Source organism: Sphingopyxis sp. CCNWLW2, assembly GCF_037095755.1.
Taxonomy (GTDB): Bacteria; Pseudomonadota; Alphaproteobacteria; order Sphingomonadales; family Sphingomonadaceae; genus Sphingopyxis.
This window is the reverse complement of record NZ_JBAWKJ010000002.1, coordinates 742,208-758,833: the sequence shown is the minus strand read 5'-3', so window position 1 is coordinate 758,833 and position 16,626 is coordinate 742,208. Positions and strand designations below refer to the sequence as shown.

The window sequence follows — 16,626 nt, the reverse complement described above, 5'->3', positions numbered from 1 at the left end:
GGGGTCCTGACCCTAAGTGGCGGTTACCGGGCCGGGAATTCCTAGATATCGACGGCGATGCGGGCGAGGATCTGGCGCGACGGCGTATAGACGAAGGCATTGTTGCCCTCGACGTCCCAGCCGTAGCTGTCGAAGAGGTTCGTTGCCTGCACGCGCAGGACCGCGGGCAGGTCGCCCAGCCGGAAGCGGTAGCGCGCGCCGATGTCGCCCGTCGTTCGCGCCGGGATGCGCACGCGGTTGGCGGCATCGCCGTGGCGCCCGCCGCTGTGCTCGACGGCGAGGTCGAGCGACAGGGCGGGGAGGCCGGGAAGCCGCCAGTCGATATTGCCGACGAGGCTGCGCGACGGGGTGCCGATCGGACGCCGGCCAATGCTGCCGCCCGCGACCTCTTCTCCCGCAAGCCGCGCGTCGAGCAGCACGCCGCCGGCGACGAGCGTCAGGCCCTCGGCGGGCGATCCGCTGAGCGACGCTTCGATCCCGCGATGGGTTACGGTGCCGAGGCGGCGGAAGATGTTGGCGCGGTCGAGGCCGTAATAGGGTTTCTCGATTTCGAACCCGCCGGCGATAAGCGTCAGCGACCCGGCGCGCCAGCGCAGCCCGGCATCGATTTGCCGCGTCCGGATCGCGGGCGGCGCCTCGTCGCGGTTGACCGCGATTTCGGGGGCCACGTCGCTTTCCTCCAGCCCGCGCGTCATCCCGCCATACAGCGCGAGGCGCGGCGTCAGCTCGACCTCGGCGGCGACATTGAACAGCCATGGCTTCGCGCGCGATTCGGGCAGCGGGCCCGCGGGGGCGGTGACGCGCTTGCGATAATCGCTGCGCTGGAGGCCGAGATTGATGCGGCCGACCCCGTCGAGGCGCACCTGCCAGGCAATGCCCGCCGTCCATTGCCGGACGCGGTCCTCGGTACGGGGGCCGAAGGCGAAGGTTGGGCGAGGGACAGCCAGCCCTTCGTCGAAGGGCGCGGGAGCGAGCGATTGCCGATCCGAACCGCCATAGAGGCGTTGCTGCGAACGCGCGCGCATCGCGAAGAGCAGTTCGTGACGCACGCGGCCCGTGGCGAAGGGCCGCGCGATATTGATTTCGCCGCTCGTCGACGCATTCGAACGGCGCGGACCGGCGATGACCGAGCGGGCGGCGAGCGTTCCGGGCGGCGCGGCGTCGAGCAGCAGCGTATGCCCTTCGGTGGTGATATTGGCCGAACGGAAGATGCCGCCGCGCAGCGTGAACTCGCCGAGCCGGGTGCGCCCGACGCCGCCCCAGGTCACGCGCTCGACCTCGAAATCGGCCCAGTCCTGGCCGAGGAAGCGGCGGCGCGCCATGCGCGCGGGCAGCTTTTGTCCGTCGCCGATCACGAGCGGATAGGCTTCCTCGTCGTCGACCCCGACGCGGCTCCAGAAGGGCTTGATCTCGGTGCTGTCGTCCGGCCGCCAGACGAGCGACAGCGAGGTAGAGAGTACGTCGTTGCTGTTCCGGTAGGCATATTGGTTGCGATAGAAGCCGGCGCCGGCCGCGACCCCGAGCGCGCGCCCGGCGAGGGGAAGAAGCGCATCGGCCTCGACCAGCCAGCCGCCGAAGCTGTCGCCCTTCGCCGCGATGCTGAGCACCGCATCGGCTTCGGCGGCGCGGATGCGATAGTCGGCGATGCCCGAGGGCGCGGGGAAGGCGTAGCCGAGTGCCGAGGGGCCGATGCGGATGCGGTTGCCTGCGACGAGGCGGCTGGTGAGCTCGGTCTGGCGGTCGATATAGAGTCCTTCGATCCGGACGTTGCCGGCATCGGTGGGGGAGAAGCCGCGCACATCGGACGGGGTGTAGATGCCAAGTCCTTCGCCGCCGATGTTCGACCCGAAGGCATCCTCGGCATCGAGTGCGGCATTTTCGTCGACGCGCTGCGCGAGCGCGGGCGAGACGAGCGCGAGGAGGGCGGAACACGTAGCGAAAGCGCGGACGGACAGGAGTTTTCGTATCATGCCGCTGAAGTTGCCACGACGGACACCATTGACATATCGCACCATTCGCGTGTTTCCTGTGCATGATATGCACAGCTCTGATACGCTGCCGCCGCTCGACGGTCTCAATGCGATGCTGGCCGCCGCCGAGGCGGGTTCCTTCACCGCGGCTGCCGACATGCTCGGCATCACCCACGGCTCGGTCAGCCGGCGGATCGCCGCGCTGGAGGCGTGGCTCGGCACCGGCCTGTTCGAGCGGCACGGGCGCGGGGTGCGGCTGACCCCGGCGGGACAGCGCTTCGCCGTCGAGGCGCGGCAGGCGCTCGGCCTCCTGTCGCGCAGCGCCGACCAGTGGCGGCCGCGGCGCGGCAAGCCGACGGTGCGGCTGGCGGTGGTGCCGGCGTTCGCGCGATTGTGGCTGCTGCCGCGGCTCGCCGAGCTCGAGCGCGGGGATATCCATGTCGAGGTCTCGATGGACCATCGCCCGAGCGATCTGAATGCGCAGGAAGCCGATGTCGTGATCCGCTATGGCCGCGGGCTATGGGACGGGCTCGACAGCCAGCTCCTGTTCCGCGAGACGCTGCGCCCTGCGGCGGCACCGGCACTGGCGGCGCAGCTCGGCGAGGATGCCGACGCCGCGGCGCTGCTCGGGCGGCCGCTACTCCACGATTCGGACATGGCGCACTGGCGCGCCTGGCTGGGCAGTGCCGGGGTGCGTTATCGCCCGCGCTGGCAGGACCGGCGGTTCGAGGATTATGACACGGTGCTGACCGCCGCCGAAGCGGGGCTGGGCGTCGCCTTGCTCCGCTGCCCGCTCGCCGATGCGGCGGTGGCGGCGGGGCGGCTCGCCTATGTGTCGCCGCGCGCCGAGCCCAACCCCGTCGCGCATTTCGTCGGGATGCGCAGCGGCGAGAGCCGGACGGCGGTACTTGAAGTCGCGCGCCGGCTTCTGGAGCTCAATTCAGGAAACTGACGATCGGGTCGTCGCATGCCGCCGCATCAGGCCTTTTGCGCGGCCACCCAGCGATCGATCACCGATTCGAGGACCGAGATCGGCATCGCGCCCGCCGACAAAGCGGTGTCGTGGAAACCGCGGAGGTCGAACTTGTCGCCGAGCGCGGCCTTGGCCTTCTCGCGGATCGCGACCCAGCGCGTCTGCCCGACCATATAGCTCGTCGCCTGACCCGGCCACACGCAATAGCGTTCGATCTCGGTGACGTTCGACCCCTCGGGGGTGCCGAGCGTCTCGTTATAATATCGGATCGCCTTCTCGCGGGTCCATTTATAGTGGTGGAGCCCGGTGTCGGCGACGAGCCGCGCGGCGCGGAACATATAGGACTGGAGATAGCCGAGCCGGCCCCACGGGTCCTTTTCATAAACCCCCATCTCGTCGGCGAGCTGCTCGGCATAGAGGCCCCAGCCTTCGGTGTAGACCGAGTAAACGGGCAGGCGGCGGAGGCGCGGGATACCCTCGGCCTCCTGCGCAAGCGCGATCTGGTGGTGATGGCCGGGCGAGGCTTCGTGATAGGTGAGCGTTGGCAGCGTCCAGCTCGGGTTTTCGGCGGTGTCGCGGAGGTTGATATAATAGGCGCCCGGCCGCGAACCGTCGAGCGCGGGGATCTGGTAATAGCCGCCGGTTGCGCCATCCTCGATATCGGCGGGGACGCGGCGGATATCGACCTTCGCCTTGGGCAGGCGGCCGAAGGCTTCGGGGAGCCGTGCCTGGATCGCCTGCATCTGGCTGTTGAGTTCGGCGATCAGCTTTTCCTTGCCCGCGTCGGTGTTCGGATAGAGGAAACGCGGATCGTTGCCGAGCGCGCGCATCCGTTCGGCGACCGTTCCCTTGGTCATCCCCTGCGCTTTGAAGATTGCATCGGCCTGCGCGCTCAGGTTAGCGACGCGGTCGAGCCCCAGTTTGTGCACGTCCTCGGCCGACATGCCTGTCGTCGTCGCGTAGCGCAGCGCATAGGCATAATATTCGTCGCCCTTCGGCAGGCGCCACACGCCGGCGTCGTGCGTAGCGCGCGGGCGCACGGCGCGAAGTTCGTCAGCCTGACGGCGCATCGCCGGATAGATTTTGCCTTCGACGATCGCGGCGCAGCGCCTGGCCCAGTCGCCGGGGATTTCCTTCGTCTTTGCGGCGAGATTCTTCGTCAGCCCGTTGGCGTCGGGGGCGGGCGCCCAGATACGATCGAACTGGCCGAGCGTGCGGTCGATGACGAAATCGGGCGGGATAATGCCCGCGGCGTGATCGGCCTTGATGCGTCCCGTCTCATTATCCATCTGGACCGCGAAATCGGCGCAGCGCGCGAGATAGGCTTCGGCATCGGCGGCGTTCGCGATGCTGTGCTGGTTGACGAGGAAATCGGGGATCGAGCGGTAGGAGCCACTCAATTGCGTCACCGGATGCGGTTCGGGCCAGCTGTGAAGTCCGTAGCTGAAGGTATCGTAAGCCTTGACATAATCCTCCCACGGGCCGCGGAAGGTCTCGTAATTGACGAGGTCCATCTCCGAGAGCTTCTTCGGGTCGATCGTCTTCAGTTCCTTGAGCCCGGTGCGATAGAGGTCCTGGCTCCGCTTGATCCCCGCGGGCGAGCGGTCGGCGAGTTTCGCTTTCGCCGCGGCGCGGTCGCCTTTGTCGGCGCCGAGCGAGGTCGCGAATTCGGGGTCTTGGTCGAGCAGCATGTCATAGATGCGTTCGTAGATCGCGGTCAGCCGCGCGCCTTCGCTATCGGGCGTCGCGGCGAAGGCCCCGCGGGGACGGACGCCGGCAAGCATCGAGGAAGCCGCGGCGGCGGCGAGCAGGGTGCGACGGTCGAACATGGGCGATCTCCAGAACAGCTATGGCGTGCTCTTGCGGAGCCGCCTCATGGGTGTACTGGTATAGCAAGTCACCGCAGGTGCAAGTGCCTGATGCGGCTCGGCTCTATTCGCGTGCCTTGGCCGCCGCGCGCACCTCTTGCGATCGTTCGAGCGGGATCACCAATATGTCGTCGCCGTCGACGATCACCGCGATATTGTCCATGCCGAGGATCGAGACGCGCTTGTCGCCCGCGCGGACCAGATTGCCGCTGCTTTCGTGAAGAAAGGCGTCGCCGGTGATCGCATTGTCGGCGTCGTCCTTGTCGGCGAGCGCGTGGATGGTGTGCCAGCTGCCGAGGTCGGACCAGCCCATTGCGACGGGGACGACCGCGACGCGATCATCCTTTTCCATCACCGCATAATCGATCGAATCGGAGGGCGCCTTCGCGAATTCGATCGCGTCGGCATAGAGCGCGTCGCCGTCGCGCATCCCCGCCGCGACGGCCTTGTCCGCGGCCTCGAAGATCGGACGGCAATGCGTCAGCATCGCATCGCGCATCCGCGCGGCGCGGAACAGGAAGATGCCGGCATTCCAGCTGTATCCGCCCGCGGCGAGCATCGCCTCGGCGTCGGCGAGTGGGGGTTTTTCGACGAAGCGGTCGACCGCGAAGCTCCCATCTTCGTCCCCGCCGCCCAGCGCACGGCCGGCGGCGATATAGCCGAAACCCGTTTCGGGGCTGTCGGGGGTGATGCCGAAGGTGACGAGCCAGTCCTGCTGCGCGAGGCGCACGCCCTTGGCGATCGCGGCGTGAAAGGCGGGGACATCGGCGATGACATGATCGCTCGGCATCACGAGCAGCAGCGTGTCCGCATCGGCCTGCGCGACCGCGAGCGCGATCGCGGCGGCGGTGTTGCGCGGCATCGGTTCGACGAGCAGCGATTCCTCGCGGTCGTTCATCTGTTCGCGGACCATCGCGACATGGCCGTCGCCGCAGAGGACGATCGGAGGGAGAAAATCAGGACCGGCAGGGGTGCGCTCGACCGTCTGGCGAAACAGGCTGCGCTGGCCGTGAAGCAGCAGGAACTGCTTAGCGCGGGTGCCGCGCGATTCGGGCCAAAGGCGCGTACCGGCACCGCCGCAGAGGATAACAGGCTGGATCATCAGCGTCATAGGTTCGGGTCTATCGTGTTGGAAGCGGCGGGTCACCCTGTCATTGCGGATATAAGGGGTGTAAAATTAACCGACAGTTGACGCCTCGGCTGTAGTACGGGGGCGCGAAAGGTCCCCATGTTCCGGCTGTTTAAACATTATGTTCCGCACGCCGTCGTCTGGCTGGCGCTCATCGAATTTTTCGCGCTGCTCGGCTCGGCCGAGGGGGCGTGGCATCTTTATGCGCATCAGGCGGGATTCGACGCGGGGCCGCTCGCGGGGCGCTGGCTGCCCCTGCTGACCTTCGGCCTCGCCAATTCGCTCGCGATGATGGCGACCGGAATGTACGGGAACGAGGGACTGCGCTCGATGCGTTTCGCCACCGCGCGCCTGCTCGCGGCGATATCGCTCGGGGTGATTTTCCTTTCGGTGCTCGGCTTCCTGTTGCCGACCGCGACGCTGTGGCGCGCCAACAGCCTGTACGCGATGATCTTTGCCATCGCGGTGCTGTTCGTCATCCGCCTCGCGTTGACCCAGTCGGGGGGAGCCGAGGCGTTCCGGCGTCGCATCCTGGTGCTGGGTGCCGGGCCACGCGCCGCCCGCTTGGCCGCGCTGGCCGAGGCGCCCGGAAGTGGGCTCGAGATGGTTGGCTTCGTTGCGATGAGTGCGACCGAAAAGACCGTACCGGGCGCCGTACCGCGCGAAGCTCTCGACAATCTGTCGGACCATGTCGTGATGCTGCGCGCGGGTGAAGTGGTGCTGGCGCTGGAGGAACGGCGCAACGCGCTGCCGCTGAACGACCTGCTGCGCGTCAAGACGACGGGTGTGCATGTCAACGACATCGCGAGTTTCATCGAGCGCGAAACGGGGCGCGTCGACCTTGCGACGACGAACCCCAGCGGTCTCATCTTTTCCGACGGATTCTCGGCCGGGCAGCGCATTTCGAAGGTCGGCAAACGGCTGTTCGACATCCTCGCCAGCCTGCTTGTGCTGATCGTCGGCCTGCCGCTGATCATCATCGCAGGTATTGCGGTGATGCTCGACAGCCGCGGGCCGGTCTTTTACCGCCAGCCGCGCGTCGGTCTGTTCGGCGAACCCTATGACATCTTCAAGATCCGTTCGATGCGCACCGATGCCGAGGCATCGGGCAAGGCGGTGTGGGCGAGCGAAAACGACCCGCGTGTCACGCGCGTCGGCCGCATCATCCGCAAGCTGCGCATCGACGAATTGCCGCAGACCTGGTGCGTGCTGAAGGGCGACATGAGCTTTGTCGGGCCGCGCCCCGAACGGCCTAGCTTCGTCGAGGAACTCGAAAAGAAGCTGCCCTATTATGCCGAGCGCCACATGGTGAAGCCCGGCCTGACCGGCTGGGCGCAGATCAACTATCCTTATGGCGCCTCGGTCGAGGACGCCCGCGTGAAGCTGGAATATGACCTCTATTATGCGAAGAATTATTCGCCCTTCCTCGATCTTTTGATCCTGCTCCAGACGGTGCGCGTCGTGCTGTGGCCGGAGGGCGCGCGGTAAAGGGTCAGGACCTGCCACTGGCACGTTCGAGGTTTGAAGCGATTTTGTTCAGGGCAAGGAGGCGAGACGCAGGCATATGAATATATCACAAGGCTCGCTGACGCAGCCATGGACAAAATCGGTCAAATCGCGAAGCGACGTCGAAATGGCTTCGATCTCGCCTCCGCGCGGCCTCGCAGATGGAACCCCCATCCGCAGCGGCCACGCGAAGGCGATATCTTCGCCATTTCGACGCCTCGAACGCGCCAATGGCAGGTCCTGACCCTCTCGTGGGCGCGCTGACCGGCCTGTCCCAGATCCTGTCGAGCCTTGCGCTGGCGGGTTTTGCCGGCGTCACTTTGTGGCTGCTGATGCGGCCGCGCGCGCGGATGGCGGCGTTGATGCCGGCGCCGCGATTGCTCGCCGCCACCGCCGCCGCCACGGCGTTGTGGTGCGCGGCCTTGGCCGCCTATGGCCCAGGATCGTCGCAATCGTTGGTCGTGCAGATGGTGCGCGACCTCGCCATGCTCCTCTGGTTGGGGGCGACTTTCTGGTCGCCGCGTGCGCCGATGTCGCGGCCGTTGCGCCTGATCGCGCGCATGCTCGCGACGATCTGCCTGTTGACGCTTCTGCTCGGCGCGGCGGCGCATTTGGGCGCCGGTGCGGCGGCCGAACCCTGGATGAAGCCGACGATGGGCTTTGCCGCGACGGTCGTGGCGATCGGCGGACTGCTGATGATCGACGCGGGGGTTCGCCACGCGAGCGCGGGGCAGCGCATGCCGGTGATGGCGGTTGCGGGCGGGTTCGCGATGCTATGGGCCTATGAGCTCAACGTCCAGCTGATCGGCGCGCTGACCGGCAAGATCGCATCGATGCTGATCGCGCTGCTTCCGGCGATCGTGCTGCTCACGCTGCCCGTCTATGTCGTCGCCGCGATGGATATCGGACGCGAGCGGATGCGTTTGTCGCGCACCGCCGCGACGCGCACGCTGATCCTGCTCGGCGCCGCCGCCTATCTGATCGTGATTGCGCTGACGGGTGCCGTCGCGCGCGTCGCCGGCGGCGATTATGCCGAGCTGGCGCAGGCGATCTCGTTGCTCGTCGCGCTCGGCACCGGCGGCCTGATGCTCGCCTCGGCGCGATCGCGGGCGTGGCTATCGGTGATGATTTCCAAGCATTTCTTCGAACATCGCTATGACTATCGCGCCGAATGGATGCGTTTCACCGCGACGCTGGGGCAAGGAGGGGGCGAGGACGACCGCAACCTCCACCGCCGCGTCGCCAAGGCGCTCGCCGAACTGACCGGAAGCCCCGGCGCGCTGCTGATGCTGCCCGGCGCATCGGGCGGTTTTCGCATCGCCGAACATTGGCATTGGCCGGGCGGCGCGAGCGAGGACGCGACGCTGTCGCTGCGGTCGGCCTTCATGCTGCAGGAAACGCATCATATCGTCGATCTCGACGCCGAGCGCCGGGGGCATCCCGGCGAGGATCTGGCGATCCCCGACTGGCTGATCGCGGATCCGCGCGCGTGGGTCGTCGTCCCGGTGCTGCATTTCCAGCGGATGATTGCGATCGTCGTGCTGCACCGGCCCGCGGTGTCGCGCGCGCTCGACTGGGAGGATCTCGACGTGCTGCGCATCGCTGGGCAGCAGGCGGCTAGCTATCTGGCCGAATCGCAGAGCCAGCAGGCTTTGTCGGAGGCGCGGCGGTTCGATGAGTTCAACCGGCGCTTTGCCTTCATCATGCACGACATCAAGAATCTGGCGAGCCAGATCGGTCTGCTCGCGCGCAACGCCGAGCGCCATGCCGACAAGCCCGATTTTCGCGCCGATATGGTCCAGACGCTGAAAATTTCGGCGGGGCGTCTCAGCGACCTGCTCGTCCGCCTGTCGCCGCGCGAGCGCGGTCCGGCGGCGGAGGCGGGACGGACGCTGGTCGAGCCGGTGCTGAACGAGATCGCGGCCGAAATGCGCCCGCGCCGGGCGCTGTTCGTCGGCTGTCAGGCGGGATTGTCGGCGTGGGGCGATGCGGGGGCGATCCGGCAGATCGTCCAGCATCTTGTCGCCAACGCGATCGACGCATCGGCGCCCGACACGCCGGTGCAGGTCGTCGCGGTCGTCGAACAGGGGCGCGTGCGGATCGACGTGATCGACCAGGGGTGCGGCATGACGCGCGATTTCATCCGCGACGAGCTGTTCAAACCCTTCGTGTCGACGAAGGAATCGGGTTTCGGGCTGGGGGCGTTCGAAGCGCTGCAGGTCGCGCAAGCGATGGGCGGGGCGATCGAAGTGGCGAGCGAGCCGGGCAAGGGGAGCAGCTTCACGCTGTGGTTGCCGCTCGCCGATACGCGGGGCGGCGCGGGTGCCGATGCGCGTGTGATGAAAGTGGAACATAAATGACCGAAAGCGGGGCCAAACTGCGCAAATTGCTGGTGGTCGAGGACGACCCGGGGCTGCAGACGCAGCTCAAATGGGCGTATGAGGATTATCAGGTGCTCGTCGCGGGCGACCATGACGCGGCGATCGAATTGCTGCGTGCCGAGGAGCCCGATGTGGTGACGCTCGATCTTGGCCTGCCGCCCGATCCCGACGGGACGCGCGAGGGGTTTCGGACGCTGAAGGCGATCCTCGAGGCCAAGCCCGACACCAAGGTCATCGTCGTGTCGGGGCATGGCGAACGCGCGAGCGCGCTGACCGCGATCGCGAGCGGAGCGTGGGATTTCTATCAGAAACCGATCGACATCGACGAGCTGGGGCTGATTGTCGCTCGTGCCTTCCATGTCCGCGAGCTCGAGGTCGAGAATGCGCGGCTCGCCGAGCAGGGTTCGAGCGACAATCGCGTGCTCGGCGGGATGATCACCGGGGCGCCCGAAATGCAGAAGGTCGCGCGCACGATCGAGCGCGTCGCGAACCTCGACGTATCGGTGATGCTGCTCGGCGCGAGCGGCACCGGCAAGGAATTGCTCGCGCGCGGGCTGCACGAGGCGAGCGGACGGCGCGACGGGGCGTTCGTCGCGATCAATTGCGCCGCGATCCCCGAAAATCTGCTCGAAAGCGAATTGTTCGGGCATGAAAAGGGCGCCTTCACCGGCGCGGTCAAGACGACCGAGGGCAAGATCGAGCTTGCGCACGGCGGCACGTTGTTCCTCGACGAAGTCGGCGACATTCCGCTGCCGCTCCAGGTCAAGTTGCTGCGCTTTCTGCAGGAGCGGACGATCGAGCGGATTGGTGGGCGCAAGGCGATCGCGGTCGATACAAGGATCGTGTGCGCAACGCACCGCGACCTCGATGCGATGATCGCCGAACAGAGCTTTCGCGACGACCTCTATTACCGGCTCGCCGAGATGGTGGTGAAGATCCCGTCGCTCGCCGAGCGGCCCGGCGACGCGGTGCTGCTCGCGCGGCACTTCCTCCACCAATATGCGCCTGAGATGAATCCCGGGGTGCGAGGCTTCGCGCCCGACGCGTTGCAGGCGATCGACGAGGGACGCTGGCCGGGTAATGTCCGCGAGCTGGAGAACCGCATCAAGCGCGCCGTGATCATGGCTGACGGTAAGCTGGTGATGCGCGAGGATCTCGACATGGCGGGCGGCGGGGAAGAGGGCGAGGAGGCATGGCTCAACTTGCGTAGCGCGCGTGAAGCCGCCGACCGCGTCGCGATCCGCCGCGCGATGACGCAGAGCGAGGGCAATATCTCGGCCGCCGCCAAGCTGCTCGGAATCAGTCGCCCGACGCTCTACGACCTGCTCAAGCAGTACCGGATGCACGCCTGAATGGATTTGGGCCGCTTCTGGACAAAAGCGCTGCTGCTGGCGGCGCTGCTGCTCGGAGCATGCGGCGACGGGGCTTCGTCCGCGCCGCGCAAGGCGCTCGAGGAGCGCCGCGCCGCCCTCGAGAACGCCATCGCGAGCAACCCCAACGTCATTGTCGAACGCGTCGAACTGGCGCGTGTCGCGATCAAGCTGGGCGATGGCGTTGGTGCCGAGGCGGCGGTCAAGGGCGCGCTAGGGGCGGGGGCCAAGGACGCGGCGCTTCGCCCGCTCTTGGCGCGCGCCTATGCGATGCAGGATGAGGGGAGCCGCGCGCTTGAAACACTCGACGGCGGCCCGATCATCCCCGAGATGATCGGCGAGGCGGCGTGGGTCGCGGGCGATGTGCATCTGGGCAACGGCGATCTGGATGCGGCGCGCGAAGCCTATGACCGCGCGGTGCACGAACTGCCGCGCTCGTCGGCGCTCTGGGTCGATGTCGCGCGTTTTCGCGACGCCAATGCCGACACGCTCGGCGCGCGCGACGCGGTCGACTATGCGATCGAACTCGACAAGGCGAACAGCGCGGCGCTGGCGTTCAAGGCCAACCTCGTGCGGACCGAGGAGGGGCTCAACGCGTCGCTCGCCTGGTACGAAGACGCGCTTGCCGCCGATCCCGGCAATGAAGATGCGCTGATCGAGCAGGCGGCGACGCTCGGCGACCTCGGGCGCTACCGCGACATGCTGACCTCGCTGCGCCGCGTCGCGACGATCGTGCCGCGCGATCCGCGGCTCTTCTATCTGCAGGCGGTGCTCGCGGCACGCGCCGACAATTACCGGCTCGCGCGCAGCCTGCTCCAGCGCACGCGCGGCGAACTCGACGCGCAGCCGTCGTTCATGCTGCTGAGCGCGATCGTCGAACTCGAACTCGGCGGCGAAGCGGTGGCCGCGACCTGGGCCGACCGGCTGCTGGCCGAACAGCCGGAGAATTTCACCGCGCGCCGCATCCTCGCCGCAGCCGAATGGGCCGATGGCGATGCCGACGCCGCACTCGTCGCCTTGCTGCCGCTGGTCCAGCGTCCCGACGCCGACAGCTGGTCGCTTCTGCTCGCGTCGCGCGCGGCGGCGGAACTCGGTAGGCCGATCGAATCGACCGACTATCTCGGACGCGCGGCGGCGCTGGCGCCCGGTGAAGCGGTGCCCTTTGCCGCCGACAATGACTATGGCCTGCTGACGATGGCGGCCGACGCCGAGCCGCTCAATCCCGCCTATGCGATTCCCGCTATTTCGGCAGATCTGTCGAGCGGCAATGGCGCGCGAGCGATCGCGCGCGCCACGCGGCTCCGCGATGCGAACCGCGGCGTTGCCGACGCGCATATCCTGCTGGGCGATGCGGCGCTGGCGGCCGGGCGAACCGATCTTGCGGTGCAGGCGTATCGCGCCGCGCGCGATCTCGATGCGAGCGAGCGCACGACATTGCGGCTCGCCAATGCGCTGTTCCGCGCGGGGGATGCCGCGGGTTCGGGCGCCGCGATCCTCGCGCTGCAGCGCAGCCAGCCGTCGAGCATCGCCGCCGGCCGATTGTCCGGGCATCTGGCGATGGACATCGAGCATTGGGATCAGGCGATCGCGCATTTCGAACGCGTACGCCGCCGGATCGGAAACCGCGACGCCGTGGTCCTACGCGAACTGGCGCGCGCGTGGGCGGCAAAGGGCGACGACGCGCGCGCGCTGCCGCTGATCGACCGCGCCTATCGGTTGCAGCCGCTGAATGCCGGGATCATGGAATTTTACGCCGATCTGCTCGAACGGCGCGGCAAAAGCCAAGCGGCGGCGGACCTGCGCGACAAGGCGGCGCAGATCGGGCGTTAATAACGTCGGGGAAGAGCGATCTTGGGTTAGCCAAGCGTCGTCAAAGGGCAAGGCGTATCCGGTCAGGGGCAAGAGCGCGTAAACATGTGAGCTTCCCGTGTGCCGAGGCCCAATTTACCGAAAGGAATCTGTGCTTATCTGGTCAAAGCCTGAAATGTGGGGGGCTGTTCGATGAAGTTCTTCGTGCTGCCTAATTCGAGACGATGGGTGGCATGGGCACCTTCACTCACATAGACTCTCATATATCGCCCGGATGCATCCTTTCCGCAGATGAGACCGAGAGGGCTTACGAATTCGTAATGATAGCCCTCAGCTTCAAATTCGGCCTTGTACCAGTCCTTTTCGGTTTTTGGCGGGCATCTGCTTAAATCTTCCGGGCTCCCTGCCCGAAACTTAAAAATTGCCGTCGGGCCGGTCTCATATTTTATTGTCAGCGGGCCGTATAAGGCAGCGAGCAGTGCGAAAAATACACCACAGATGATGATGCGCCTGATTGCCCGTTTATCAAGGTTCAGGGCCACGTCCTTTGTCCCGCGATTTAATCTAAGGGTTCGACGGGCGCCCGAATCTTGCGATCAGGCTTCGGTCAAATCGAGAAGCGTGCGCGCGTCGAGGCCGATGCGGCGCATCTGCTGCGCGACCGGCGGCCATACATTGGCGAGGAAATCGGCGCGCATCAGGTTGCGGAGGCGCTCGGTCGCGCCTTCGGCGACGAACATGCCGACGCCGCGTTTCACCGTGACCAGTCCTTCGTCCTGAAAGGTCTGATACGCTTTCGCCACCGTCAGCGGGTTGGCGCCTTCTTCGGCGGCGAGCGATCGGACCGACGGCAACATGTCGCCATCGCGAAACTGGCCGTCGAGGATGGCGTTGGCGATGACATCGCGCAGACGCTGGTACACGGGTTTGGACTGATCGAGCATGCCGCCTTAATGCCATAAGACAGCAGCACAGTCAAATGCCACTAATTACAAATTAGGTTCGGAAACTGAAACTAAATTTCCCAAGCCCGAACGATGTCATTATATTCGGGGCGGGGCCGTTCGTCGAGCTCGCGGGCGGGCGTTCCCAGGAAGAAATAGCCGACAATTTTGTCGGCCTCGCCGGCGCCGAACGCGGCGGCAACCTCGGCGCTGTAGGCCGCCCAGCCGGTCAGCCAGCTGCCGACAAAACCGTGCGCGTGCGCGGCGTGGAGCAGGTTCATGCCAACGGCGCCCGCCGACATCTGTTGTTCCCAGACCGGAACCTTGGCGCCGGGCACCGGTGTCGAGACGAGCACGAGCAAGCTTGGCGCCTGATGCGCGAACTGGTCGAGCGCCGACAGGTCCATGCCCGCGGCGCCCGGATTCTCCACGATCCATGCCTTTTTGAGCAGCGCCGCGAAGGCTGTGCGCTGATCGTCGGCGACGGTGACGATGCGCCAGGGTGCCAGCTTGCCATGGTCGGGGGTGCGCAGCGCCAGCGCGATGATATCGCGAAGCTGTGCGGCGTCGGGGCCGGGGGCGATTATGTCGCGCGCCTTGCCCGAACGGCGCGTGGCGAGATGGGCGAGGAGCGAGGAGGTGTCGTTGAACATGGTGCGCCATGTGGCCTTTCGCGTCACTTTGCGCAAGTGTTGCGAATGATTCGCAGTAATTTTTGGCCCGATCGAGACGGTTTCATGCGCAATTAGATTCTTCCAATACGCAATTTTCGCGCTAGGTTGCCGCATTCGCGCGGCGGGAGGCCGCGCCAGACAATCCTAAAAGGGACGCAACATAATGAAAAATATGGGCTCGTGGGACGAGGGGGACTGGATTGCGGTAATCGCACTTCTGGTCCTCGGCGTCTTCCTCAGCATCGGTGCGCTGATCGCCGGCGGCAAGAAACCCGAATTCGCCGGACACCCCAAGGGCCTCTACATGCTCTTCTTCGCCGAAATGTGGGAGCGTTTCTCCTATTACGGCATGCGTGCGATCCTGATTTTCTACCTGACCCAGCACTGGCTGTTCTCCGACAGCAAGTCGAACCTGATCTACGGTGCCTACACCAGCCTCGTCTACATCACCCCGGTGCTCGGCGGCTATCTCGCCGACCGCTACCTCGGCCAGCGCAAGGCGGTGCTGTTCGGCGGCCTGCTGCTGGCGGCCGGCCACAGCCTGATGGCGGTTGAGGGTGTCGGCGGGCAGAATGATCCGACGATCAACGTCTTCTGGGCCGCGCTCGCCTTCATCATCGTCGGCTCGGGCTTCCTCAAGGCGAATATCTCGGTGATGGTCGGCCAGCTGTACCGGCTCACCGACATTCGCCGCGATGGCGCCTATACGATCTTCTATATGGGCATCAACGTCGGTGCCGCGCTCGGCACGATCCTTGTCGGTTATCTCGGCCAGCGGATCGGCTGGGGCTATGGCTTCGGGCTCGCCGGCATCGGCATGCTCGCCGGCCTTGTCGTCTTCGTTCTCGGCAAGAGCGCGCTCAAGGGCGCGGGCGAGGCGCCTGCACCGCTGTCGCGGTCGAGCGAGTGGACGCTCTACGCCGTCGGTTTGGCCGCAGTTGCGGTGATCTGGGCGCTGGTCCAGTATCAGGACGTCATCCAGAACCTGCTGCTCGTCTCGGGCATTCTCCTGCTTGGCTACGTTGTCCTCGTGGCGACGTTCCAGCTGCCGTACGGATCGATCGGCGCCGGTCCGCGGAGCCGCGTCAACGTCGCGCTCGCGGGCCTCGCGCTGATGCTGTTCCTGCCGCTAGCGCTCATCCTCGGCCTCAGCATCGCCAGCGGACCTGTCGCGTTCGGGCTTGCGCCCGCGGCGTGGGTCGCGCTGTTCGGCTTCCTCCTTCTCCTCGGCGTGATGGTGGTCGAGAAGATGAACCGCGAAGACCATGCGCGTGACCGGATGTTCGCGATCCTGTTCCTGATCGCCCTGAATCCGCTGTTCTGGGGCCTGTTCGAACAGGCGGGCGGATCGATGAACCTGTTCACCGACCGCTATGTCGATCGCGGCGCGGTGCCGGCTTCGATCTTCCAGTCGATCAACCCGATCTACATCATCCTGCTCGCGCCGCTGTTCGCCGCGCTGTGGCAACGGCTCGGCAAGCGCGGCAAGGAACCGTCGGCTCCCGCCAAATTCGGGCTGGCGCTGGCGCAGATGGGGCTTGCGAACCTTGTCCTCGTCTGGGGCGCGCAGGCCTTTGGCATCGCGGCGATGACCCCTGTGATCTTCGTTTTCCTCTATTACCTCCTCGCCACCACCGGCGAGTTGTGCCTCAGCCCCGTGGGCCTCTCGGCGATGAACCGGCTCGCGCCGACCTTCGTCGCGTCGCTCATCATGGGCGCGTGGTTCTATATGACCGCGGTCGGCAATTTCGTCGCCGGCAAGATCGGTGAAGCCACCGGCGGCCATGGCGGCGAGATGAGCAAGGCCAAGCTGCTCGAGATCTACGAGATGTTCGGCTGGATCGCGATCGGTGCAGCGGTGGCGGTGCTGCTGGTCAGCCCCATCGTGAAGCGCTGGATGCACCTCGACACGCTGCGCGACCGCGACGACGTCGCGGGCACGAGCGAACTCGGCGAGCCGCAGGCGGCTGGCGTTCATCCCGAACCCAAGGGGGCGTAATCG

At 66.3% G+C, this 16,626-nt stretch carries 12 protein-coding genes; 6 read left to right on the top strand and 6 right to left on the bottom strand.

Annotated features, from left to right (window positions below; translation table 11 throughout):
- Positions 1–41: 41 nt before the first annotated feature.
- Positions 42–2,015 carry a TonB-dependent siderophore receptor gene (locus V8J55_RS14785; protein ID WP_336446363.1) on the bottom strand — a complete coding sequence of 658 codons (1,974 nt, stop codon included), beginning with the start codon at positions 2,013–2,015 and terminating at the stop codon, positions 42–44.
- A gap of 22 nt (positions 2,016–2,037) precedes the next feature.
- Between V8J55_RS14785 and V8J55_RS14780 the strand changes: the two genes are divergently transcribed.
- A complete protein-coding gene (locus V8J55_RS14780; protein ID WP_336446362.1) occupies positions 2,038–2,922 on the top strand; it encodes a LysR substrate-binding domain-containing protein in 885 nt (294 codons plus the stop codon).
- Between the two features lie 26 nt (positions 2,923–2,948).
- Here V8J55_RS14780 and V8J55_RS14775 read toward each other — a convergent pair whose 3' ends face one another.
- Together V8J55_RS14775 and V8J55_RS14770 are read right to left on the bottom strand one after the other, a co-directional pair.
- Positions 2,949–4,772: a DUF885 domain-containing protein gene (locus tag V8J55_RS14775; RefSeq protein WP_336446361.1), complete on the bottom strand. Its 1,824-nt coding sequence runs from the start codon at positions 4,770–4,772 to the stop codon at positions 2,949–2,951.
- A 103-nt stretch (positions 4,773–4,875) separates the two neighbouring features.
- A complete protein-coding gene (locus tag V8J55_RS14770) occupies positions 4,876–5,922 on the bottom strand; it encodes a mannose-1-phosphate guanylyltransferase (RefSeq protein WP_336446360.1) in 1,047 nt (348 codons plus the stop codon).
- A gap of 117 nt (positions 5,923–6,039) precedes the next feature.
- On the opposite strand from V8J55_RS14770, the gene V8J55_RS14765 reads away from it, so the two are divergent.
- From V8J55_RS14765 to V8J55_RS14750, 4 genes are all read left to right on the top strand, one after another.
- On the top strand, positions 6,040–7,428 hold the full coding sequence (locus V8J55_RS14765; RefSeq protein ID WP_336446359.1) for a TIGR03013 family XrtA/PEP-CTERM system glycosyltransferase: 1,389 nt from the start codon (positions 6,040–6,042) through the stop codon (positions 7,426–7,428).
- 248 nt (positions 7,429–7,676) lie between these two features.
- Positions 7,677–9,806 (top strand): XrtA/PEP-CTERM system histidine kinase PrsK, encoded by a 2,130-nt coding sequence (gene prsK / locus V8J55_RS14760; protein ID WP_336446358.1) that lies wholly within the window; start codon positions 7,677–7,679, stop codon positions 9,804–9,806.
- Positions 9,803–11,179 carry a PEP-CTERM-box response regulator transcription factor gene (prsR, locus tag V8J55_RS14755; RefSeq protein WP_336446357.1) on the top strand — a complete coding sequence of 459 codons (1,377 nt, stop codon included), beginning with the start codon at positions 9,803–9,805 and terminating at the stop codon, positions 11,177–11,179. Before prsK ends, prsR begins: the two co-directional genes overlap by 4 nt.
- On the top strand, positions 11,180–13,027 hold the full coding sequence (locus V8J55_RS14750; protein ID WP_336446356.1) for a tetratricopeptide repeat protein: 1,848 nt from the start codon (positions 11,180–11,182) through the stop codon (positions 13,025–13,027).
- A 134-nt stretch (positions 13,028–13,161) separates the two neighbouring features.
- Here the strand turns inward: V8J55_RS14750 and V8J55_RS14745 are convergent, their stop codons facing one another.
- The 3 genes from V8J55_RS14745 to V8J55_RS14735 all read right to left on the bottom strand — a co-directional run bounded on the left by V8J55_RS14745 (position 13,162) and on the right by V8J55_RS14735 (position 14,603).
- The gene (locus V8J55_RS14745; RefSeq protein ID WP_336446355.1) at positions 13,162–13,548 is read right to left on the bottom strand and encodes a hypothetical protein; all 387 of its coding nucleotides are present in this window, start codon (positions 13,546–13,548) and stop codon (positions 13,162–13,164) included.
- Between the two features lie 54 nt (positions 13,549–13,602).
- Positions 13,603–13,950 (bottom strand): GntR family transcriptional regulator, encoded by a 348-nt coding sequence (locus V8J55_RS14740; protein ID WP_037510583.1) that lies wholly within the window; start codon positions 13,948–13,950, stop codon positions 13,603–13,605.
- Between the two features lie 71 nt (positions 13,951–14,021).
- A complete protein-coding gene (locus tag V8J55_RS14735) occupies positions 14,022–14,603 on the bottom strand; it encodes a nitroreductase family protein (RefSeq protein ID WP_336446354.1) in 582 nt (193 codons plus the stop codon).
- A gap of 184 nt (positions 14,604–14,787) precedes the next feature.
- On the opposite strand from V8J55_RS14735, the gene V8J55_RS14730 reads away from it, so the two are divergent.
- Positions 14,788–16,623 (top strand): peptide MFS transporter, encoded by a 1,836-nt coding sequence (locus tag V8J55_RS14730; RefSeq protein WP_336446353.1) that lies wholly within the window; start codon positions 14,788–14,790, stop codon positions 16,621–16,623.
- The last annotated feature ends 3 nt before the right edge of the window (positions 16,624–16,626 follow it).

What these genes read in the sequence shown, in the direction of transcription:
- V8J55_RS14785 (WP_336446363.1), bottom strand. Translation starts at nt 2,015, where the DNA reads ATGGTGCGATATGTCAATGGTGTCCGTCGTGGCAACTTCAGCGGCATG.
- V8J55_RS14780 (WP_336446362.1), top strand. Translation starts at nt 2,038, where the DNA reads ATGCACAGCTCTGATACGCTGCCGCCGCTCGACGGTCTCAATGCGATG.
- V8J55_RS14775 (WP_336446361.1), bottom strand. Translation starts at nt 4,772, where the DNA reads ATGTTCGACCGTCGCACCCTGCTCGCCGCCGCCGCGGCTTCCTCGATG.
- V8J55_RS14770 (WP_336446360.1), bottom strand. Translation starts at nt 5,922, where the DNA reads ATGACGCTGATGATCCAGCCTGTTATCCTCTGCGGCGGTGCCGGTACG.
- V8J55_RS14765 (WP_336446359.1), top strand. Translation starts at nt 6,040, where the DNA reads ATGTTCCGGCTGTTTAAACATTATGTTCCGCACGCCGTCGTCTGGCTG.
- prsK (WP_336446358.1), top strand. Translation starts at nt 7,677, where the DNA reads ATGGCAGGTCCTGACCCTCTCGTGGGCGCGCTGACCGGCCTGTCCCAG.
- prsR (WP_336446357.1), top strand. Translation starts at nt 9,803, where the DNA reads ATGACCGAAAGCGGGGCCAAACTGCGCAAATTGCTGGTGGTCGAGGAC.
- V8J55_RS14750 (WP_336446356.1), top strand. Translation starts at nt 11,180, where the DNA reads ATGGATTTGGGCCGCTTCTGGACAAAAGCGCTGCTGCTGGCGGCGCTG.
- V8J55_RS14740 (WP_037510583.1), bottom strand. Translation starts at nt 13,950, where the DNA reads ATGCTCGATCAGTCCAAACCCGTGTACCAGCGTCTGCGCGATGTCATC.
- V8J55_RS14735 (WP_336446354.1), bottom strand. Translation starts at nt 14,603, where the DNA reads ATGTTCAACGACACCTCCTCGCTCCTCGCCCATCTCGCCACGCGCCGT.
- V8J55_RS14730 (WP_336446353.1), top strand. Translation starts at nt 14,788, where the DNA reads ATGAAAAATATGGGCTCGTGGGACGAGGGGGACTGGATTGCGGTAATC.